Genomic DNA, 19,541 nt, shown 5'->3' with positions numbered 1-19,541 from the left:
CGACCCGTATAGCCATGCCATGAGTCACGATTTGTTCGACGCCGCGATCCCCGCTTCCGACAGCTATAATGCGTCGCAGATCGAGGTGCTGGAGGGGCTCGAACCCGTCCGCCGCCGCCCCGGCATGTATATCGGAGGGACCGACGAGCGCGCGCTGCACCATCTCGCCGCCGAGGTGATCGACAACAGCATGGACGAGGCGGTCGCGGGTCATGCGACGCGCATCGAGGTTACGCTCGACGTCGGCAACCGGCTCACGATCGTCGACAACGGGCGCGGGATGCCGGTCGATCCGCATCCGAAGTTTCCGGGCAAGTCGGCGCTCGAGGTCATCATGACCATGCTCCATTCGGGCGGCAAGTTCGAGGGCAAGGCCTATGCAACCTCGGGCGGCCTTCACGGTGTCGGAGTGAGCGTCGTCAACGCGCTGTCGGTCGAGACCGAGATCGAGGTCGCGCGCGCCAAACAGCTTTATCGTCAGCGCTTCGCGCGCGGGGCGCCGCTCGGTCCGCTCGAAGAATTGGGGGCCACGCCGAACCGGCGCGGCACCAGCGTTTCCTTTATCCCCGACCCCGAAATCTTCGGCGAGCATGGCCGCTTCAAGCCGCAGCGGCTTTACCGCTTGGCACGCTCGAAGGCCTATCTCTTCGCCGGCGTGGAAATACGCTGGAAATGCGCACCCGCGCTGATCGGCGACGACACGCCCAGCGAGGCGGTTTTCCAGTTCCCCGGCGGCTTGGCCGACCATCTCAAGGAGCAGATCGGCGCCCGCGAATGCGCGACTGCCGATCCCTTTGTCGGGCGACAGGATTTTCCGGGCGATCAGGGCCGCGCCGAATGGGCGATCGCCTGGCCACTGTGGTCCGATGGTTCCTACAGCTGGTATTGCAACACCATCCCCACCCCCGCGGGCGGGACGCACGAGGCCGGGCTGCGCGCGGCGCTGACCAAGGGCCTGCGCGCGTTCGGCGAGCTGATCGGCCAGAAAAAGGCGGCGCAGATCACCGCCGAGGACGTTTTCAACGGCAGCGAGATGATGCTCTCGGTCTTCATCCGCGACCCCCAGTTCCAGAGCCAGACCAAGGACCGGCTGTCCAGCCCCGAGGCCGCGCGCCTGACCGAAAATGCCGTGCGCGATCATTTCGACCATTTCCTGTCGGACAATATGGACCGCGGCCGCGCGCTGCTGGGCCTCGTTCTCGACCGGATGGACGAGCGGCTGAAGCGCAAGGCCGAGCGCGAGGTCAAGCGCAAGACCGCGACGAGCGGACGCAAGCTCCGCCTGCCCGGCAAGCTCACCGATTGCGCGAACGACGGCCCCGAAGGCACCGAGCTTTTCATCGTCGAAGGCGACAGCGCGGGCGGCAGCGCCAAGCAGGCACGCGACCGCAAGACGCAGGCGATCCTACCGATCCGCGGCAAGATATTGAACGTCGCGAGCGCCAGCGCCGACAAGATCCGCGCCAATCAGGAGATCGCCGACCTGGCGCTCGCGCTCGGTTGCGGGATGCGCAAGGATTGCGATGCCGACCGGCTAAGATACGAAAAAATTGTCATTATGACCGACGCCGATGTCGACGGCGCGCATATCGCGACCTTGCTGATGACCTTCTTCTTTCAGGAGATGCCCGACATCGTCCGGAACGGGCATGTCTATCTCGCGCAGCCGCCGCTTTACCGTCTGACCGCGGGCGGCCTCTCGGCCTATGCGCGCGACGACGCGCACCGCGCCGAGCTGGAGGCAACGCTGTTCAAGGGCAAGAAGGTCGAGGTCGGCCGGTTCAAGGGGCTGGGCGAAATGAACCCGAACCAGCTCAAGGAAACGACGATGGACCCCGCCACGCGCAGCCTGCTGCGCGTCACGCTGCCGCAGGAATATGAAGAGCGTCATCTGGTCAAGGACCTTGTCGACCGGCTGATGGGCAGGAACCCTGAACATCGTTTCCAGTTCATCCAGGCCAATGCCGCCAGCCTCGACGAGGCCGCGATCGACGCCTAGCGCCGATGATTCCGCCGTGGCGGAAGGCGCGCGAAATGGGGAGAATGATACCATGATCCGCCGCCGCATCGCCCGCTCATTCGTTGCCGTTCTGCTCACCTGCACGCCGCTCTTCGCTGCGGCACCGGCCCTCGCGCATCAATCGCCCGAGATGGCGGCGGCGGCCGACACCGCTTTTGCGCGGCGCGCCGACCAGCTTGTCGACCTGATCGCGGGGCGCATCGCCTTTGCCGACTATTTCGACGCCGGTTTCCAAAAAGCATTGCCCGAGGCGCAGTTCCGCGCGGTCACTGCGAACCTGATCGCCCAATATGGTGCGCCGGTCGCGGTGGACGGCGCGACGTCGTCCAACGGCCTGTCGGGCACCGTCCGCCTGCGCTTTGAAAAGGGCGTGGCGACCGTGCTACTCGACGTCGCAGCGGGGGCGGACGAAAAAGTCGTCGGGCTTCGGATCACCGACTTCACCATGGCGGACGACAGTTTCGACAAGGTCGCGGCCGAACTGGCCGCGCTGCCGGGTCACACCGGCTTTCTCGTCGCCGAGCTCGACGGCGGCGGCATCAGAAAAATCGCAGCGGCGAACAGCGAGCGCCAGTTCGCAATCGGGTCGACCTTCAAACTCTATATATTGGACGAACTGGCGGCGCAGGTCGCCGCGGGCAAGCGCAGATGGTCCGACGTCGTGCCTTTGACGCACGCCAGCTTTTCGTCGGCGGGCACGGCCGGCTGGCCGAGGGATATGCCGGTGACGCTCCAGACGCTCGCCAACTGGATGATCTCGGTCAGCGATAATGGCGCGACCGACACGCTGATCCACCTGCTCGGCCGCGAGGCGATCGAGGCGCGGATGAAGGCGGCGGGGCACAGCGACCCGTCGCGCAACATCCCCTTTCTGACCACGGTCGAGGCGTTCGCGCTCAAGGGCAATAATTTCGAGCGCGAGCGCGCGGCCTTCGTCGGCGCGAGCGATGCCGATCAAAGAAGACTGCTCGATGTTAACGCCGACAAGATGGTTCTGGCCAATGTTGACGGCGTCAGCTTTGCGGGCGGCCCGCGCTTCATCGACAGCCTCGAATGGTTCGCCAGCCCGTCCGATGTTGCGCGGCTGATGATCGACCTGCGCGCCCGGCAATCACCGGAAGCGATGGCCGCGATGGCGATCAACAATGGCGTCGGTCCGGCCGCCGCCGCCGAATGGTCATGGCTTGGCTACAAGGGCGGCTCGGAAACCGGCGTCCTGTCGATGAGCCTGCTCGGCCAGCGCAAGGGCGATGACAAATATGTCGTCGTCACGGCCAGCTGGAACAATCCCGACGCGGCGGTCGCCACCGAAACGATGGTCGCGCTGATCAAGCGCCTGCTGGCGCTTGCCGCCAAAGATTAGAAGCGGGGATTCTCACCCAAGACTTTGTCGGCCAGTTGCATATTCTCGGTCCGAACCATGTCTGGAATCAGGATCGCATCGATAATCCACCAAATACCCAGGATGACCCACGCGATACCGAGCGTCAGCCAGCCACCTATCCAGAGCAAGAGCTGTCCAACCGCGCTCCCACTCTTCCCCAAATAGAAACGGTGGCCGCCAAACGCACCCAAGAAAAACCACAGCAAATATGCTGCACCCTGCGACTTTTTATTTGCCTCAAAATATAGCTGAGACCGGACATCACGCTGATCCATACTCATCCCCCTTCGCCAAGTAGTGATATTGGCGTAGGGGGATGACGCGCGCAATAGAAGTTATTATGCCGTCAACGCGGCAACCAGCGCCTTGACCTTCGCCTGCCGCCATTGCGGGGTCGGCGCGACGAGCCAATAGCCGCGCTTGGTCGGCGCCGGCTCGCCCACCTGCCGGACGCGACCCGCGGCGATGTCTCCTTCGGCGAGCATTGCGGGGACATTGGCATGACCCAGCCCGTTCGCGGCGGCATCAATTGCCAGCCCCGCATCGCCCAGCCGCAGCGCGGGTTCGCCATCGGCGACCGGACAGCCGGGCCAGGCAATGCGCGTATCGCTGCCCCCTCCCGGTCCCGCGACGGTGACCATCAACGGCTCCGACAGCGCCACGCCCTCATGGTCGCCCGCACTATCGGTCCAGAAGATCGCAAGGTCGAGGTTCGCTTCGGTGAAATCGATGCCGGTATCGGCCGAAACCAGCGTGAAGCGCACGTCGGGCGCCTGCTGGCTGTAGCGCGCGAGCCGCGGGGCGAGCCATTTGGCGGTCAGGTCGCGCGGCGCGGCAATGGTCAGCGACTGCGACGATTGCCCTGCCTGCATCGCGCGCACCGATTCCTCGAACTGCAAGAATCCCTGCCGCAGCGCGTCGAGCCCGGCCTGCGCTTCACCGGTCAGTTCGAGCCCCTTGGGCGTGCGGCGGAACAGCACGACGCCGAGCATATCCTCCAGCGCGCGAATCTGCTGCCCGACCGCCGCGGGCGTCACCGCCAGCTCGTCGGCGGCGCGCGTGAAACTCAAATGCCGGGCAGCGGCATCGAAGACGCGGAGCGCGTTGAGGGGCAGGTGCGTGCGCTTCATGATGCCGTCGCGGGCGCCACCAGAGGGAAGTGCGGGATCGCGACGAGCATCTGCGATCCGTCGCTCATCTCCATCGTATAGCTGCCGACCATCGACCCTTCGGGCGTCGGCAGCGGGCAGCCGGAGACATAGTCATAGGCCCCGCCCGCGCCGATCAGCGGCTGTTCGCCAACCACACCCTCGCCCTCGACCTCGCTCACCTGCCCGCGCGCGTCGCTGATCCGCCAGTGGCGCGAGAGCAGCTGCACCGCGCTGTCGCCATGGTTTTCGACCCGCACATGATAGGCCCAGAACCAGCGACCGAGCGCCGGATGCGACTGTTCGGGCAGATAGCTCACCGCCACGCGCACCGTCACGGGTCCGGTGGTCGCCGAGAAGGGAAAGAAGGAGTCGATCATCGCGGCGCCAGATTCCCCTAAAGCCCGACCCTGGTCAATGCCTGGTCCAGATCGGCGATGATGTCGCGCGGATCTTCGAGCCCGATGTTGATACGCAGCATTCCTTCCACGACGCCCATATCGGCGCGCGCCTCGGCGCTGACACTGTAATGGGTGGTAGATGCGGGGTGACAACAAAGGCTGCGCGAATCGCCGATATTGTTGGAAATGTCGACCAGTTCGAGCGCGTTGAGAAATGCCATCGCCTGTTCGCGCCCGTCGAGAATGAAGGAAAAGATCGGTCCGCAAGCCTCCATCTGGCTTTTCGCCAGATCATGCTGCGGATGGCTCGCAAGGCCGGGATGCAGGATGCGCGGCACCCGGCTTTCGACAAACTTGCCGACGGCCAGCGCGTTTTCCGACTGGCGCCGCGCGCGCAGGTCGAGCGTCTCCAGTCCCTTCATCACCACCCAGGCGTTGAAGGGCGACAGGTTCGGCCCCGTGTTGCGCTGAAACGGCAGCAGCACCTCGTTGATGAACTTTTCGGTCCCACACACCGCGCCCGCGAGCACGCGCCCCTGCCCCTCCATCAGCTTGGTCGCCGAATAGGCCACGACATCGGCGCCGAAATCCATCGGGCGCTGGAGCGCGCTCGTCGCAAAGGCATTATCGACGACACTGGTGATTCCATGCGCCTTCGCCAGCGCGCACACATGCCGCATGTCGACAATATCCATCGTCGGATTGGCCGGGGTTTCAAAGAAAAAGACCCTAGTATTCGTCTGGATGGCCCGTTCCCACGCCTCATTGTCGCGGCCATCGACGACGGTGGTGTCGATCCCGAAGCGCGGACAGAGATGGTCGATCAACCAGCGGCACGAGCCAAACGCCGCCTTCGCCGCGACGATATGGTCGCCCGCCGACAATTGGCAGAGCAGCGCGGTGGTCATCGCCGCCATGCCCGTCGCCTGCGTGCGGCACGCCTCGGCCCCCTCCATCAGCGCGATGCGTTCCTCCAGCATCGCCACGGTCGGATTCTGGAGCCGCGAATAGGTCATGCCCTGCGCTTCGCCGGCAAAGCGGGCGGCCACTTCCTCGGCACTGTCATAGGTATAGCCCGAGGTCAGGAAGAGCGCCTCCGACGTCTCGCCATGCTCGCTGCGCCACGTGCCGCCGCGCACCGCCTGCGTCGCGGGATGCCACGTCTTCGTCTTGTTCCGGTCGAGACCCGTCGTCTTTTTCATCTGCCCTATCCGTTCAAAGCCGCCACGACCGCATCGCCCAAGGCCGCCGTGCCCATCGTTCCGCCCAGGTCGGCGCCGCGGCAGCCGTCGGCGAGTATCTGTGCCACCGCTGCCTCGATCCGCGCCGCATTGGCCTCGTCGCCCCCCGAATGGCGGAGCAGCATCGCAAGCGACAAGATCATCGCCAGCGGATTGGCAATGCCCTTCCCCGCAATGTCGGGCGCGCTGCCGTGGATCGGCTCATACAGCCCCCGCGTGCCGTCGCCCAGCGACGCCGACGCGAGCAGCCCGATCGAGCCGACGCACATCGACGCCTGATCCGAAAGGATATCGCCGAACAGATTGCCGGTGACGACGACATCGAACTGCCCCGGATTGCGTACCAGCTGCATCGCGGCATTGTCGACATACATGTGGGCAAGCGCCACGTCGGGATAGTCGGCGGCCACTTCGATCACGACGTCGCGCCACAGCTGCGAGGTTTCGAGCACATTCGCCTTGTCGACCGAGCAGAGCCGCTTGTTCCGTCCAGCGGCCGCCTTGAACGCGACATGCGCGATGCGCCGCACCTCGCTTTCGCTGTACGACATGATGTCATAGCCCTGCCGTTCGCCGCTGGCGGTCGTGCGCGTGCCTTTTTCGCCGAAATAGACGTCGCCATTAAGCTCGCGGACGATCAGCAGGTCGATCGCCGACGCGACTTCGGGGCGCAGCGCCGAACTATCCTCCAGCCCGGAAAACAGCTTTGCGGGGCGCAGGTTGGCGAACAGGCCAAGCTCGGCGCGCAGGCCAAGGATCGCCTGCTCGGGCCGCAAATGGCGCTCCACATTGTCGAAGCGCGGGTCGCCAACGGCACCGAACAGGATCGCATCGGCGGCCTTCGCCTTCGCCAGCGTTTCCGCGGGCAGCGGATGGCCGGTCGCCGCACAGGCCGCACCGCCCACAAGCGCGCGATCCAGATCGACGGGGAGTGCGAGCGCCGCGATGACCTTCTCGGCTTCCGCCATGATTTCCGGACCGATGCCGTCGCCAGCGAGCAACAGGATATTCAACAGTTCACCCTTCCCGTCCAAAAAAGGCCGTTCGCCCGGAACATGTCGAAGGGCCGCTCTTCTCTTCTGGCGCCGTCCGGTGACGGGACGGTGCTTCGACAAGCTCGGCACAAACGGAACGGGCGTGCGGCCTTGGTCTGACGGTGTCGCTCTAGACAGGGGCAGGAGTTCAGGCAACCACCCTACCCAGCCGGTCGATCAATCTTTGCCTTACGCCCGCCAAGGCACGATTGCGCCCGTCGAGAAGGTCGCGGTCGATGAAATGCCCGGTGACCGACAGGAAGTCGAGCATTTCGGCCATGGAGGGACTCGATGCCGCGCGGGGCTTGTCTTCGAGGCCGAACCCCAGTTCGGCGAGCAGCAACAGTTCATAACGGCCGAGCGCGAGCGCCCATTGCCGCGCCGATGGGGCAACGCCGATCGCTTCCAGCACCGCTGACAGCGCAATGTAAAGGGCCGGAAAGGGCTGTCCTTCGGGCAGGACGGCCACCGTCAGGCTGGTCACCCAGTCGATCGCCGCCGCCGCCAACGGTTCGCCGAGCAAGGGCGCGCGGCTTTCCAGCAGCTCGACCGTCGCGCCGCCAAGCTGCTCTTCGGTGCGCGACCGCAGCTCCAGCGCAACGCGGTTGCCCGGCATCAATATGGGCCGCAGCCGCCGCGATCGCCCGCCGCGGACATAGCCCGCGACCAGCCCCGCCTCGTGCGTCAGCGCACGCAGGATCGCGCCATGCTCGCCATGCGCGCGCACCGCGCAGACGATGGCGTCGGCGCTCAGGCTGGCCAAAGCACCAGCTGCGTCTGCGTCACCAGCGCAACGTCGGCGCCCTCGTCGGTACGAATGCGCGTCTGCCACACCGACAGGCGCTTGCCGATCTTCACCGGGGTCGCTTCCCCCGCCAGCACCGAACCGACAGGCCCGCCGCCGAGGAAATTCGTCTTGCTCTCGATCGTCGTCGTGCCGCTCGCGCCTTCAGGCAAGGTGAGGAAGGCTCCGACCGCGCCAAGGCAATCGGCGAACGCCATGATCGCGCCGCCATGGACGATGTTGCCCGCGGTGCAGATTTCGGGGCGCACGGGGAGCTTCCCCGCGACGCGATCCCTGCTCGCCTCGTCGATCGTCACGCCGAGCGTGCCCGCAAGCGGCATGGTGGCGGCGAAGTTCATATACATTCTCCTATTCCGTCACCCTGGCGAAGGCCAGGGTCTCGCCGTTGCGTCCGGGCGACAGGGTGAGATCCCGGCCTTCGCCGGGATGACGATGAAAAAATGCTCACCCTCCCGGATTGTAGAAATCATACACCGCCTGCGCCACCGCCGCGCTCACCCCCGGCGCCTTCTGCAAATCCTCCAGACTCGCGCCCTTGATCGCGCGCGTGGTGCCGAAATGCATCAACAGCGCCTTTTTGCGCGCCGGGCCGATGCCGGGCACTTCGTCGAGCGGCGAGCTTCCCATCGCCTTCGCGCGTTTCGCGCGGTGCGCGCCGATCGCAAAACGGTGCGCCTCGTCGCGCAACCGCTGGATATAGAAGAGCACGGCATTGTTGGTCGGCAGCGTGAACTCGCGCCCGTCGGGCAGGTAAAAGGTCTCGCGTCCCGCATTGCGATCGGGGCCTTTCGCAACGCCGACGAACGGGAGGTCGTCGATACCCAGCTCGGAAAAAACCGCCGCAACCGCCGACACCTGCCCCTTGCCGCCGTCGATCAGCACCAGATCGGGCCATTCGCCCTTCGTCCGTTCGGGATCTTCCTCGATCGCGCGCGCGAAGCGACGCTGGAATACCTCGCGCATCATCGCGAAATCGTCGCCGGGCTGCGTCTCGGCGCGCTTGATGTTGAACTTGCGATAGGCGCCCTTCATCCACCCCTCCGGCCCTGCGACGACCATTGCGCCCAGGGCGCTGGTGCCCTGGATATGGCTGTTGTCGTAAATCTCGATCCGCTGCGGCGGGTTTTCCAGATCGAACAGGTCCGCCAGCTCGCGCCCCAGCTTCGCCTGGCTGCTGCTCTCGGCGAGCCGCCGGTCGAGCTCCTCGCCCGCGTTGCGCACCGCCTGATCGAGCAGGCGCTTGCGGTTGCCGCGCTGCGGCACGCTGATCTCGACCTTGCGCCCCGCCGTCTCGCCCAGCGCCTCGGCCAGCAACGCGCTCTCGTCGGGCTCGCGGTCGACGAGGATCAGCTTCGGCGGCGGCACGCCCTCGTAAAACTGCATCAGGAAGCTCGCCATGACCTCCGTCTCGGGTACGCCGGCGACATGCGCCGGAAAGAAGCTGCGATGCCCCCAATTCTGCCCGCCGCGAATGAAGAAACCGGCGATACACAGCTGCCCGCCCTTCGCCGCGAGCGCAAAAACATCGGCATCGCCCAGCCCGTCGGCGTGGACCGACTGGCTGCCCTGGATGAAGGTCAGCGCCTTCAGCCGGTCGCGCAGCACCGCCGCCTGCTCGAAATCCATCGCGTCGGCCGCCCTGGTCATCGCTTCGCCGAGGCGTTTCTGCACCGCGGTCGAGCGGCCCTCCAGAAAGTCCTGCGCGTCGCTGACCAGCCCGGCATAATCCTCCTTCGAGATGCGATCGACGCACGGCGCCGAGCAGCGGCGGATCTGGTAAAGCAGACACGGGCGCGAGCGGTTGGCGAAAAAGCTGTCGGTGCAGCTGCGCAGCAGGAAGGTCTTTTGCAGCGCGTTGAGCGTGCGCGCGACCGACCCCGCGCTCGCAAACGGCCCATAATAGCGCCCCTTGGCGCGCCGCGCGCCGCGGTGTTTCTGCACCCGCGGGAAATCATGGTCGGTGCGCAGCAGGATGAAGGGAAAGCTTTTGTCGTCGCGCAGCAACACATTGTAGGGCGGACGATACCGTTTGATGAGTTGCGCTTCGAGCAGCAGCGCTTCGGCTTCGCTCGTCGTCGTGACGATCTCCATCGCGCGCGTCTGTGCGACCATCCGCTGCAATCGCTGCGGCAGGCGCGCGACCTGGGTATAACTGGTGACGCGATTCCTGAGCGCGCGCGCCTTCCCCACATAGAGCACGTCGCCGCGCGCATCGAGCATCCGGTAAACGCCCGGACGCGCAGGCAATTTGCGCACGACGCTGCGAATCACCTCGGCACCGCGGTCGAGATCGGGTTTGTCGCCCCCCTCGCCATCGCCGCGCACGACATAGGTGGCCTTTTCCTCGTTGAACCGGTCGGGAGCGTTGGGGCGAACCATGAATTGCATGTAGGCGAAGGCGAGGCGAGCCGCCATAGTGTGCGCGGCAAAAGCCCATGGGAGGGGTTGCATGAACTTACGCGGAATACTCGCGCTCGTCACCGGCGGCAGCGATGGCATCGGCCGCGAGATCGCGCTGCAGTTGCAGGCTGCGAGCGCCGATGTGATCGTCACCGGGCGATCGCCGGACAAGTTGCAGGCGATGGCCGCGCTGGGATTCGGGACCATCGCGGGTGACCTGTCGACAACCGCAGGAATCGACGCGGTGGTTGGCGGCGTCGTCGGCAAGCCGCTCGCGTTGCTCGTCAACAATGCGGGGATCGGCAGCGATTATGACCTCGATCGACTCGAAACGCTCGAAAGCGCCAGTCATTGCATTCGCACCAATCTCGACGCACCAGTTGCGCTTTGCACCCGCCTGCTCCCGACCTTGCGCGCCCGGCCCGAGGCGGCGATCGTCAATATCACCTCCGGCCTCGCGATAGCGCCGCGCGCAGGAAGCGCGATCTATTGCGCGACCAAGGCGGGGCTGCGCAGCTATACGCAGGCGATCCGGCATCTGCTGAAGGACAGCAATATCCGCGTGATCGAAGCGCTGCCGCCCGTCGTCGAAACGAACATGACGGCTGGCCGTGGAGGCAAGAAAATGAGCGCACACGCCTGCGCCGCCGAAATCGTCCACGGCATCCGCACCGGCAAAAGCGAAGTCAATGTCGGCATGGTGAAAATGCTCCAGCTCGTCCACAGCATCTCGCCCGCGCTGGCACGGCGGATCATGATCCGGTTTTGACTGGGCGGCTTTGGGGTGGGGTGCGGACGTTCCTCTCTTTCCGTTCGTGTCGAGCGAAGTCGAGACACCCATCGGCGCTAATCCTAGCCAGAGGGGCATCTCGACTTCGCTCGATGCGAACGGGTTAGGGAAAGGCGGCAAAGGAAACTATCGGTCGTTTCCAGCCATAACACCCCGGCGAAACCGCCCACGGCAAATCGCCCGCGGAAATCCGCGGGCGCTCTGTTTTTGGCAAGGCCGGAGCGATCACCCCTTGGCGATGCTCGCGATGGCCTGATCGACCAGCGCCTTGTCGGCGGCAACGTCATGCCTGTCGGCGATCAGCTTCGCGGCCGCTTCGGTCGCGGCCTTCACGGCCGCCGCGCGGACTTCGGCGAGCGCATTGGCTTCAGCGGCCGCAATACGGTCTTCGGCCATCTGCTTGCGGCGTGCGATCAGCGCGGTTGCATCGGCCTTGGCCTTGGCGACCAGCGCTTGGGCCTCGGCGTCAGCGCGCGCGCGCATCTCGTCGGCTTCTTTAGCCGCGTCGGCAAGCTTCGCCTCATATTCCGCCTTCAGCGATTCGGCGTCGAGGCGCAGCTGTTCGGCTTCACCCAGTTGCTTCGAAATCTCGGCAATACGCTTGTCGAGCATCGCGGCGATCGCGCCGGGCACGCCCTTCCAGACCAGAATGCCCAGAAAGACGAGCATCGCGATCGAGACCCATACGGTCGCGTCGAGACCGAAGGCCGTCGGTTCGACAACGCCTTCGGCAAGGATCAGGGTGAAATCAGCCATGAAGCACCGCCTTAACTGCCGCCTTGGCATCCGCCGCAGCAACTTTCACGCCCGACAGCTTGGCTACGAGTTCGCCCGCTGCTTCGGCTGCGACTGATTCGATTTCCGCCATCGCCGACGAGCGCGCTGCCGCGATGTCAGCCTCGGCCGCCGACAATTTGGCGGCGAGTTCGGCATCGATCCGGGCCAAACGCTTTTCGGCGTCCTTCGCGGCCTTGTCCCTGGCTTCGGCCACCGCCTTCTGCGCGGCGGCGCGGCTTGCCTCGCCCTGCTGGCGATAACTTTCCTCCAGCTTGTCGGCAGCGGCATGCGCCGCTTTTGCCGCCGCCAGATCGTCGGCAACCTTGCGGTCGCGCGCGTCCACCGTCGCCTCGATCTTCGGCAACATGCCGCGGCCGATTACGACGTAAATGCCGGCGAACACGACCAGCAGCCAGAAAAGCTGCGAGGCAAGATACCAATTGTCAGCGGTGAGCTGGGCTATCTGGGGCATGGAAGGCGAACCTTGAAAACTTGAAAAGCTGCTGTCGGCAACGCCGGTCCCGAAGGTCCGGCATCACCGATCGTCGAAATCAGACGACGAAGAGCAGGATCATCGCGACGACGAACGCCAGCAGGCCGAGAAGTTCGGCAGCGGCGAAGCCGATGAACAGGCGGCCCTGCTGACCGTCGGCGGCGGCCGGGTTGCGCAGCGCGCTTTCGAGAAAGCTGCCGAACACATTACCCACGCCGATGGCGGCCATGCCGGCACCGATCGCGGCGAGACCGGCACCGATCAGCTTTGCTGCTTCTGCGTCCATTATCGTAACTCCTTGGTATAAACGTTTGTTATAAACGGGATTAGTGGAGGTTGACCGCGTCATTGATATAAAGCGAGGTCAACAGGGCGAAAACATAGGCCTGAATGCCGGCGACCAGCAGTTCGAGCGCGCTGATGCCGATCATCAACGTGAAACTGAGCACCGACACGATCGAACCGAGCCACAGGGTTTCAGCGTTGAAACCGTTGATGACAAAGCCCGAAAGCACCTTCAGCAACACGTGGCCCGCCGTCATCGCGACGAACAGACGCAGACCGAGGCTGAACGGTCGGACCATGAAGGACACGAACTCGATCGGCGCGATGATCGGGATCATCGGCAGCGGCGTGCCGTGCGGCACGAAGAGCGAGAAGAAATGGAGGCCATGGCGCCAGAAACCGACGACAAGGACGATCGCGAAGCTGATCAGGGCGAGGACGCCGGTAATCGCAATATGGCTGGTGACGGTGAAGGGATGCAGCCCCAGCACACCCAGCGGCAACATGCCGAGCAGGTTGCAGAAGAGGATGAACATGAAGAGCGAAAAGACATAGGGCGTATATTTGCGGCCTTCGGTGCCGATATTCGCCATCATCATGCTCGAAATGAAGCCGGTGAAGCCTTCGACCGCGACCTGCCAGCGGCCCGGGACGAGCTGGCGGCGCATCCCGCCCCACATGAACAGGCCGAGCGTGATCGCGGCAACGACCATCCAAAGCGCGCTGTTGGTGAATAGAACCTCTTGCCCGCCAAGGTTGAAACCGCCGCCGAGCGGGGTCACCTCGAACTGGTGCATCGGGTCGATCTTGCCGGATTCCGCCGCCACTCTTCACTCCACGCGCAATGCGGGGCGGCGCGTCCGGCCGTCCCGCCAATAATGTCCTTTGCGTCCCGCTATTTGCGGGGCGTTGTTGTCAGGCGGATGATGTTCCGGAACGCCACGACGATCCCCATGAACAACATGCCCAACAGCCCCCAGGGTTCGGTGCCAGCGAACCGGTCGATCAGCCAGCCGATCAAGCCGCCGCCGATCAATCCGCCCAGCAGCTCCGCCAGCACCCGGTTGCCGAGCCGGTAATTGGCATCGGATTCCGGTCCGGCGTTCACTGCGGTCCGTTTTGCCTCTGCGGCTTCGGCCCGGTCCAATCGCTCTTCGAGCGAGACCAGGCGCGAATCCTCCGAGCCAAGTTCCGGATCGCTGCCCTTGCCCGTCATTCCCTCGCCATCCTTCTGAAACGAAACCGGAAAGCCCCGATTCCGCCTGCGAAAAAAGGCCCGAAAATTCGGGGTACCCCTAAGGCGCGGCCCGTTTAGGAACGCCGTCCCATTAAGTCAATGCTTCTGCTTATGCCCACAAAAATGCCGCCGCGTTTAGGGGCGCGGCGGCATCTGGAGGGCCCCGCAGGGCCCCGTTATGCGTCAAATCCTTATGGGCAGCGGGCGTCGCGCTCGGGCGGGCCTTCATCCCGCGTCTTCCACACGCCGCCGGGCGTCTGGTATTTTTCGCCGGGCCTGGTGCTCGCGATGAGGTTGCAGCCGCTCGTGAAGGCGAATTGCTCGACCGTGCTGCCCGTCGCCTGGGCGCGTTCGGTATAGGCGGCCTTGCGCTTGATATTGATGTCCTGCACCAGCGCGCGGATCGCCGGCGTCGGCGCGGTGACGAAACCCAGATAGCCGTCGGGCTGTTCGCCGATCTGCCCCGCGGCGCGCGCCGCAGCATAGGCCGGGTCGCGCTGTGCCATCGCCGACGGCACGGCGAGCGCAACCGCCGCGGTCGCGGCAACGGCGGCCAGCGCCCAACCGGTCGGCTTTCCCATTTTCAAACGCATCATAAGCTTTCCTGTCATCAGAATATCTCGCTATTCTGCTCGATGAGCTTCTTGGCATCGCCATCCAGCCTGTACACCACTTCCTGACGGATGTTGATATTCAGGTTGATTTCGATCGGCTTGTCGGGCGTGTCGATCTGGACGCAGCCCGCAAGGGTCGACATCCCCATCACCACCAGACAGCGCGACGTTACGGTCAGCCTCCTTGCTCCGGTCTTGGTCGATGTCATTGCACAGGCTCGCTTTCTGGGGGCTGAACGGGAACGGCGGTGCGGCGCGCGGCGGCCTCGGCTTCTTCCTGCGCACGCATCAGCGCGGGGAGATTCTGTTCGATCAACAACGACGGGTCGTAAAATCCCTTGGCAGATGTAAGCAACTGGCGGAAGGGCGCGGTAATCTTCACATTGAAGACCAGCGGCAGTTTGGCCACCTGGCGGGTCAGGAAATTGCGCGTCGCGCCCTCCCCCTGTCCTACGCCGCCGAATCGGATATCGGTCACCATTTCGCCGTCGAGATCCCCGTTGAGCACGATCGTCAGATCGTCATATTTCAGGCTGCGCAGCGCACCAAAGGCAAAATTGGCGATCGTGCCGAGATTGCGGTTCGATAGTTCGCCGACATAGGCCAGCGTACCGCCGCCCTTGCGCGCGTCGATCCGCCCGCCGACGATCCGCCCACCCAGCCCGTCGAACACGACCGGCAACGTACCGTCGAACTTGCCCGTTGCGTTGATATTCTCGAAGTCGAAGCTTTGCAGAAACACCGCCGCATCGACGCCCACGACGTCGAAGGTCATCCGTCGCGGCTGGTCGGCGGCGAAGTTCAGCGTCGTCGGATGGAGCAACAGTTCGCCGCCCGCAAAGGGCCAGCGGCCGCCCTCGATCCGCACGCGATTGTCACCGAGCAAGCTATATTCGATCACGCCTTCGCGCACCGGGATGCCGGGGTTGACCTCATCGATCCGCGCAATCTGATGCGGCGCCGAGCGGAGGCCGATCAGGTCGTCGAAGCTGAGCGTCGCAGTGAGCCCTTTCACCGGACCAAAAGCGGCGGCAAGGTCGGCGCCGGCGGTAGCAAAGGTGCCGCGACTGGTGACGCCCGCGGCGCCCCACTCGATCCGGCCGTCACCAACGACCGATCCCTGCACATTGGCGACGACGCCCTTGGCGAGATAGGTGAGCTGATCGGGCTGGAAGGCCTCGTCGAAACGCAGTTCGTCGATCGTCAGGTCGGCGGCGCCGCTACCGTCGGCGAAGCGGTGACGGATCACGGTGTCGAGGATCCTGGTCCCCGTCGTCCGTTCGGCAAAGCCCGCGGTCGCCTCGATCGCACCATCGGCAAAGCGCAGCGCCGCATCGCGGCTGACCAGCGGATAGAAGCGCGCATCGGGCGCCGCGGCATCGGTCAGCGTCAGGCCGCCATCCAGCGTCAGCGCGCCATTCGCCCAGCGCCATTGCCCGGCGATCTCGCTCATGTCGAGCGGAACCGCACCGATTTTTGCTGCTGCGCCCGAAAGCTCGCCCGCCATTGCCCCTCCCGCCGGGCGTCCCGCGATACGCTCGGCGGTGAAGCGCGTAACGCTCTCACCTTCGCCCAGCCGGACATCGGCGTCCGAGAGCGACCAGCGCAGCGTCGCCAGGTCTATGGCCGCGGGACCGCTCGCAATCCGAAGCGGTGATTCGCCGCTCGTTCCGGCGAATGCGATGCGCGGTACGCGAATCGCGCCGCGCAGCCCCTGCGGCCCGGTGCTCAGTAGGGGCGCGCCCGGACGGCTGCACAGGTCGAGCACACTGCGCGCCAGCCGGACGCCGCCGACTTCGATCCGGTCGGCGCCGACGCGGTGGCACCCGCCATCGAGCGCGAACGCACCGGTCGGCGCCAGCGTCCCCGCGAGCGGCACACGCAGCCGTTCAACCCGGCCATCGCCAAGCGGTCCTGACAACAGCGCCGTCGTGGCGAAGCGCAAAGCGCCGCCGGGACCGCCCGAAAAGCGCACCGGATCCAGCGCCAGTCGGCTGTCGCCGGCTTCATACGCAGCCAATCGCGCTTCGCCCTGAAGCGTGCCGTCGGCGCGCCGGTCGAGATTGAGCGTCCCCGAAGGCAGGTCGCCGCCACCGAGACGCCATTCGCCCGCAGCAAGCCACGCGGGCCGCTCGGCGGCATAGAGATAGCCGATGCGGCTGTCGGCACTGCCGACAAAGCGCGCGCCGCTCGCGCTGGTCAGGCGCGGCGCGATCAGGTCGATGCGCGCCAATGGCCCTTCGCCCGCGAGCTGGAACGCAGCGCCGCCGTTCACGCTCGCCAGCGCGCGCTCGACCGCCACCGCCGCCTTCGCCGCGAGCGGACCCAGCGGCGTATCTCTGGCGCCGCGCAAACTGCCGGCGATCGCGCGCCGCGCCGACAGGCTCAGGCGGGCGTTCGCGAAATCGACCGTCCCGTCGAACCGCGGCGCGGCGCTGCCGACGCTACCCTTCACCGCCAGCCGCAGCTTGTCCGCGGCGAAATCGGGGCCGCGCAGCCGCGCCATTTCGGCATCGAGGTCGATTCTGGTTTGCACCGCGCTGCCATTGAAGCGCGCCAGCACGCCGAGCCGGTCGGCGCGGAGCGAAGCGGCCGCGAGCGAGGCCATGCCCGCGTCGGCGCTGCCGCGCCAGGCCTGCAAATCCTCCGAGAGCGACAGGTCGAGCGCAATCGCGGGCGATTCGGCGCGCAGCGCCCCGTCGCCACAATCCAGCGACTGCCCACGCAGCGGCCCCACCAGCGTGGGGCGCACGTCGCGCACGCGCAGATCGCCGTAAAAGCTGACCCCGCGCGCATTGCATCCCGCCGCAGACAGCTCCGGAGCGACGAGCGCGAGCCTGCCGGCAAAATTGTCGCGCAGATTGCCCGAACCGTTCAGCGCCGCACCGACATCACCCCACGGCGTCTCGACGCGCGCGCGCGTCGCGCAAGATCACGGCCATGTCGGGCAAGGCAAAGGGGTCGGTGCTTTCGGGGTCGCGGAACCTGTCGAGCACCCCGAACGACAGGCGGCCATCGACAAAACGACCATGGAGGCGCACGCCTTCGGCGCGGATCTCCGACACATAGGGGCCAGCCAGGCCATAGCCGAGCAGCACCTCGACCGTTGCGGCGGTCAGGTCGGGGCGTGCGGGATCGCCGATCACGATGTTCGACAGTCTTTCGCTGCGAAAACCGATCGCGTCGATGCGATATTGCGCGGGAACGGCGCGGCTTTCAAGCTGGCTGCGAATGAACTCGTCCGCGATCGGCTCGCGCGCCAGCCATGTTGCCGCCGCCAGCGCAGCCACCGCACCCGCTGTCATCCAGCGCTTCCTGAACAGCAGTTTCCCGCGATGCCATCCACGCCGTGTCGACGAATCACCCCCCGTCACGTCATCGCTCGTGAAAAGGCGGGCACCTGCTGCCGGATCGAAAAGGCGTCGAATGACGTCATGGCGTACGACATATGGTCCCTCGGCCCCACCCCGCGCAGGACAACAACGCCGGAAATCGCGTTTCGCTCCAGCAAACTGGTCCGCTTTGCCATCTTGTCGTCCTATTGCCGTTGAGTGCACCGGACAAGGCGGTTATTCCCGGCTCGATGGGGGACAGCGAGACACCGGACCACGTTGGGCATCGCGCACGGCTGCGATCGCGCTTGCTCGAAGACGCCGACGGTCTCGCCGACTATGAACTGGTCGAATATCTCCTCGCGCTCGCCATTCCGCGCCGCGATACCAAACCGCTCGCCAAGGCGCTGCTGCGCGAGTTCGGTTCGCTGGCGCAGCTCGTGAGCGCCGACCCCGAATCGCTGCGCCGCGTCGACGGGTTGGGCGACACCGGCATCGCCGCCCTCAAAATTGTCCAGGCCAGCAGCCTGCGCCTTCTGAAAGGCGAGTTTCGCGACAAGCCGCTGCTGTCGAGCTGGGACGCATTGCTCGACTGGCTACGCGCCGATATGGGGCCGATCGACGTCGAGCGGGTGCGGATCCTCTATCTCAACTCGCGCAACATGTTGATCCGCGACGAGCTCGCGAGCGAGGGGTCGATAGACCAGTCGGCCATCTATGTGCGCGAAGTGATCCGGCGCGCGCTCGAACTTGGCGCTTCGGCGATCATCATCGTCCACAACCACCCAAGCGGCAGCCCCGAACCCAGCCGACAGGACATCGCAGTCACGCGCGAGATTGCCGAGGCCGGAACGCGGCTGGGTATCGTGCTGCACGACCATATCATCGTCGCCGGATCGGATTACCGCAGCTTCCGCGCCCTCGGCCTGCTCTGAAGCCCGCTCGGAGAAGCGCCTCGCGGGTCTGGTCCATGCCGGGGACATCATCGCGCCCGGACGATCGGCAGCGGCTCGACAGCACCCCAAAGCAGCCGCCGGATCGCTCCGGCGGCTGCTCGTTCGCGCGTGAGCACGGGCACGCGAGGGAATTAGTTGCCGCGCGACAGGAAGGCGGTGAGTTCGGCCTTGCTCACCGCGCCCGACCTGTCGGCGTCGGCGGCGGCGTGGGCCTGTCCGATCCACGCCTTCACCGCAGCCGATTCGGGATCGGCACTCGGATCGGTCGCGGCGCGCAGCTTTTTCATCCACGCGGCGAATTCGGCTTCGTTGAGGTCGCCATTGCCGTCCCCGTCATAGGTTGGGAACTCCCTGTCGACGATCTGCGCGATCTGCGCCGGGGTGGCCGCCGTTCCCGAAGGCGCCGCCTCGCTCGCGGCGGGCGGGGTCGAGGCATCGGGAGCCGGAGCCGGAGCGGTTGTATCGGGCATGGGCGCGGGAGCGGTCGGTTCCATGGTCGTCGGCGGGTTGGCGGAATCGCCGGTCGGCTGGGTCGTCTGCGCCAGCGCCGGGATACTGACGGCGGCGGCGCCGATCAAAAGAAATTGTTTCAGCACGATCATTCTCCTCTGACGGCGACGTTGA

The 19,541-nt window shown here is 65.6% G+C and carries 23 protein-coding genes; 4 read left to right on the top strand and 19 right to left on the bottom strand.

Going from position 1 to position 19,541, the window contains the following annotated elements:
* The first annotated feature begins 19 nt into the window (after window positions 1-19).
* Window positions 20-1,999, top strand: a complete 1,980-nt coding sequence (gene parE / locus SALA_RS05500; protein ID WP_011541393.1) for a DNA topoisomerase IV subunit B — start codon at window positions 20-22, stop codon at window positions 1,997-1,999.
* Between the two features lie 52 nt (window positions 2,000-2,051).
* Window positions 2,052-3,383: a serine hydrolase gene (locus SALA_RS05495; protein WP_011541392.1), complete on the top strand. Its 1,332-nt coding sequence runs from the start codon at window positions 2,052-2,054 to the stop codon at window positions 3,381-3,383.
* On the opposite strand, the gene SALA_RS05490 is transcribed toward SALA_RS05495, so the two are convergent.
* The 8 genes from SALA_RS05490 to uvrC form a co-directional block, all read right to left on the bottom strand.
* Window positions 3,380-3,679, bottom strand: a complete 300-nt coding sequence (locus SALA_RS05490; protein WP_041383738.1) for a TM2 domain-containing protein — start codon at window positions 3,677-3,679, stop codon at window positions 3,380-3,382. The genes SALA_RS05495 and SALA_RS05490 overlap by 4 nt on opposite strands.
* Window positions 3,680-3,742: 63 nt before the next feature.
* Window positions 3,743-4,534, bottom strand: coding sequence for a LysR family transcriptional regulator (locus SALA_RS05485; protein WP_011541390.1), 792 nt, complete (start codon window positions 4,532-4,534; stop codon window positions 3,743-3,745).
* Window positions 4,531-4,932, bottom strand: coding sequence for a Co2+/Mg2+ efflux protein ApaG (gene apaG, locus SALA_RS05480; protein WP_011541389.1), 402 nt, complete (start codon window positions 4,930-4,932; stop codon window positions 4,531-4,533). Before apaG ends, SALA_RS05485 begins: the two co-directional genes overlap by 4 nt.
* A 17-nt stretch (window positions 4,933-4,949) precedes the next feature.
* Entirely contained in the window at window positions 4,950-6,155 is a 1,206-nt protein-coding gene (locus SALA_RS05475; protein ID WP_011541388.1) for a trans-sulfuration enzyme family protein, read from the bottom strand.
* A gap of 5 nt (window positions 6,156-6,160) precedes the next feature.
* Window positions 6,161-7,207, bottom strand: coding sequence for a 3-isopropylmalate dehydrogenase (leuB, locus tag SALA_RS05470; RefSeq protein ID WP_011541387.1), 1,047 nt, complete (start codon window positions 7,205-7,207; stop codon window positions 6,161-6,163).
* Between the two features lie 169 nt (window positions 7,208-7,376).
* On the bottom strand, window positions 7,377-7,991 hold the full coding sequence (locus SALA_RS05465) for a DNA repair protein RecO (protein WP_041383116.1): 615 nt from the start codon (window positions 7,989-7,991) through the stop codon (window positions 7,377-7,379).
* Window positions 7,979-8,371 (bottom strand): PaaI family thioesterase, encoded by a 393-nt coding sequence (locus SALA_RS05460; protein ID WP_153802644.1) that lies wholly within the window; start codon window positions 8,369-8,371, stop codon window positions 7,979-7,981. Before SALA_RS05460 ends, SALA_RS05465 begins: the two co-directional genes overlap by 13 nt.
* A 106-nt stretch (window positions 8,372-8,477) precedes the next feature.
* On the bottom strand, window positions 8,478-10,412 hold the full coding sequence (gene uvrC / locus SALA_RS05455; RefSeq protein WP_011541384.1) for an excinuclease ABC subunit UvrC: 1,935 nt from the start codon (window positions 10,410-10,412) through the stop codon (window positions 8,478-8,480).
* Window positions 10,413-10,482: 70 nt separating this feature from the next.
* Between uvrC and SALA_RS05450 the strand changes: the two genes are divergently transcribed.
* Window positions 10,483-11,202 carry an SDR family oxidoreductase gene (locus tag SALA_RS05450; protein ID WP_041383115.1) on the top strand — a complete coding sequence of 240 codons (720 nt, stop codon included), beginning with the start codon at window positions 10,483-10,485 and terminating at the stop codon, window positions 11,200-11,202.
* 246 nt (window positions 11,203-11,448) lie between these two features.
* Here the strand turns inward: SALA_RS05450 and SALA_RS05445 are convergent, their stop codons facing one another.
* The 10 genes from SALA_RS05445 to SALA_RS17080 form a co-directional block, all read right to left on the bottom strand.
* The gene (locus tag SALA_RS05445) at window positions 11,449-11,979 is read right to left on the bottom strand and encodes an ATP synthase subunit B (protein WP_011541381.1); all 531 of its coding nucleotides are present in this window, start codon (window positions 11,977-11,979) and stop codon (window positions 11,449-11,451) included.
* Window positions 11,972-12,472, bottom strand: coding sequence for a H+-transporting two-sector ATPase subunit B/B' (locus tag SALA_RS05440; protein WP_011541380.1), 501 nt, complete (start codon window positions 12,470-12,472; stop codon window positions 11,972-11,974). The genes SALA_RS05445 and SALA_RS05440 overlap by 8 nt, the downstream gene beginning before the upstream one ends.
* 79 nt (window positions 12,473-12,551) lie before the next feature.
* Window positions 12,552-12,779 (bottom strand): F0F1 ATP synthase subunit C, encoded by a 228-nt coding sequence (locus SALA_RS05435; RefSeq protein ID WP_003044110.1) that lies wholly within the window; start codon window positions 12,777-12,779, stop codon window positions 12,552-12,554.
* A 40-nt stretch (window positions 12,780-12,819) separates the two neighbouring features.
* A complete protein-coding gene (locus SALA_RS05430) occupies window positions 12,820-13,605 on the bottom strand; it encodes a F0F1 ATP synthase subunit A (protein ID WP_011541379.1) in 786 nt (261 codons plus the stop codon).
* Between the two features lie 68 nt (window positions 13,606-13,673).
* Window positions 13,674-13,994, bottom strand: a complete 321-nt coding sequence (locus SALA_RS05425; protein ID WP_011541378.1) for an AtpZ/AtpI family protein — start codon at window positions 13,992-13,994, stop codon at window positions 13,674-13,676.
* 212 nt (window positions 13,995-14,206) lie between these two features.
* Window positions 14,207-14,611, bottom strand: a complete 405-nt coding sequence (locus SALA_RS05420; RefSeq protein ID WP_011541377.1) for a YdbL family protein — start codon at window positions 14,609-14,611, stop codon at window positions 14,207-14,209.
* A 14-nt stretch (window positions 14,612-14,625) separates the two neighbouring features.
* Window positions 14,626-14,838 carry a YnbE family lipoprotein gene (locus tag SALA_RS16700; protein ID WP_084764677.1) on the bottom strand — a complete coding sequence of 71 codons (213 nt, stop codon included), beginning with the start codon at window positions 14,836-14,838 and terminating at the stop codon, window positions 14,626-14,628.
* Window positions 14,835-17,390, bottom strand: a complete 2,556-nt coding sequence (locus SALA_RS05415; protein ID WP_011541375.1) for a YdbH domain-containing protein — start codon at window positions 17,388-17,390, stop codon at window positions 14,835-14,837. Before SALA_RS05415 ends, SALA_RS16700 begins: the two co-directional genes overlap by 4 nt.
* A gap of 130 nt (window positions 17,391-17,520) precedes the next feature.
* Window positions 17,521-17,934 (bottom strand): hypothetical protein, encoded by a 414-nt coding sequence (locus tag SALA_RS16695; protein WP_011541374.1) that lies wholly within the window; start codon window positions 17,932-17,934, stop codon window positions 17,521-17,523.
* 65 nt (window positions 17,935-17,999) lie between these two features.
* The gene (locus SALA_RS17080; RefSeq protein WP_153802643.1) at window positions 18,000-18,158 is read right to left on the bottom strand and encodes a hypothetical protein; all 159 of its coding nucleotides are present in this window, start codon (window positions 18,156-18,158) and stop codon (window positions 18,000-18,002) included.
* Window positions 18,159-18,212: 54 nt separating this feature from the next.
* Between SALA_RS17080 and radC the strand changes: the two genes are divergently transcribed.
* A complete protein-coding gene (radC, locus tag SALA_RS05405; RefSeq protein WP_041383114.1) occupies window positions 18,213-18,896 on the top strand; it encodes a RadC family protein in 684 nt (227 codons plus the stop codon).
* A 152-nt stretch (window positions 18,897-19,048) separates the two neighbouring features.
* Here the strand turns inward: radC and SALA_RS05400 are convergent, their stop codons facing one another.
* On the bottom strand, window positions 19,049-19,519 hold the full coding sequence (locus tag SALA_RS05400) for a calcium-binding protein (RefSeq protein WP_285840029.1): 471 nt from the start codon (window positions 19,517-19,519) through the stop codon (window positions 19,049-19,051).
* Window positions 19,520-19,541: the final 22 nt, after the last annotated feature.

Origin of the sequence: Sphingopyxis alaskensis RB2256 (assembly GCF_000013985.1) — a bacterium.
In the GTDB taxonomy this organism is placed as follows: Bacteria; Pseudomonadota; Alphaproteobacteria; order Sphingomonadales; family Sphingomonadaceae; genus Sphingopyxis; species Sphingopyxis alaskensis.
Note: the sequence above shows the minus strand (reverse complement) of the source record. Positions and strands in the feature narration are given on the sequence as shown.

Coding starts and splice junctions, on each gene's coding strand:
- parE (WP_011541393.1), top strand. CDS start 20: ATGAGTCACGATTTGTTCGACGCCGCGATCCCCGCTTCCGACAGCTAT.
- SALA_RS05495 (WP_011541392.1), top strand. CDS start 2,052: ATGATCCGCCGCCGCATCGCCCGCTCATTCGTTGCCGTTCTGCTCACC.
- SALA_RS05490 (WP_041383738.1), bottom strand. CDS start 3,679: ATGGATCAGCGTGATGTCCGGTCTCAGCTATATTTTGAGGCAAATAAA.
- SALA_RS05485 (WP_011541390.1), bottom strand. CDS start 4,534: ATGAAGCGCACGCACCTGCCCCTCAACGCGCTCCGCGTCTTCGATGCC.
- apaG (WP_011541389.1), bottom strand. CDS start 4,932: ATGATCGACTCCTTCTTTCCCTTCTCGGCGACCACCGGACCCGTGACG.
- SALA_RS05475 (WP_011541388.1), bottom strand. CDS start 6,155: ATGAAAAAGACGACGGGTCTCGACCGGAACAAGACGAAGACGTGGCAT.
- SALA_RS05460 (WP_153802644.1), bottom strand. CDS start 8,371: ATGAACTTCGCCGCCACCATGCCGCTTGCGGGCACGCTCGGCGTGACG.
- uvrC (WP_011541384.1), bottom strand. CDS start 10,412: ATGGTTCGCCCCAACGCTCCCGACCGGTTCAACGAGGAAAAGGCCACC.
- SALA_RS05450 (WP_041383115.1), top strand. CDS start 10,483: ATGAACTTACGCGGAATACTCGCGCTCGTCACCGGCGGCAGCGATGGC.
- SALA_RS05445 (WP_011541381.1), bottom strand. CDS start 11,979: ATGGCTGATTTCACCCTGATCCTTGCCGAAGGCGTTGTCGAACCGACG.
- SALA_RS05440 (WP_011541380.1), bottom strand. CDS start 12,472: ATGCCCCAGATAGCCCAGCTCACCGCTGACAATTGGTATCTTGCCTCG.
- SALA_RS05435 (WP_003044110.1), bottom strand. CDS start 12,779: ATGGACGCAGAAGCAGCAAAGCTGATCGGTGCCGGTCTCGCCGCGATC.
- SALA_RS05425 (WP_011541378.1), bottom strand. CDS start 13,994: ATGACGGGCAAGGGCAGCGATCCGGAACTTGGCTCGGAGGATTCGCGC.
- SALA_RS05420 (WP_011541377.1), bottom strand. CDS start 14,611: ATGATGCGTTTGAAAATGGGAAAGCCGACCGGTTGGGCGCTGGCCGCC.
- SALA_RS16700 (WP_084764677.1), bottom strand. CDS start 14,838: ATGACATCGACCAAGACCGGAGCAAGGAGGCTGACCGTAACGTCGCGC.
- SALA_RS16695 (WP_011541374.1), bottom strand. CDS start 17,934: ATGACAGCGGGTGCGGTGGCTGCGCTGGCGGCGGCAACATGGCTGGCG.
- SALA_RS17080 (WP_153802643.1), bottom strand. CDS start 18,158: ATGGCAAAGCGGACCAGTTTGCTGGAGCGAAACGCGATTTCCGGCGTT.
- radC (WP_041383114.1), top strand. CDS start 18,213: ATGGGGGACAGCGAGACACCGGACCACGTTGGGCATCGCGCACGGCTG.
- SALA_RS05400 (WP_285840029.1), bottom strand. CDS start 19,519: ATGATCGTGCTGAAACAATTTCTTTTGATCGGCGCCGCCGCCGTCAGT.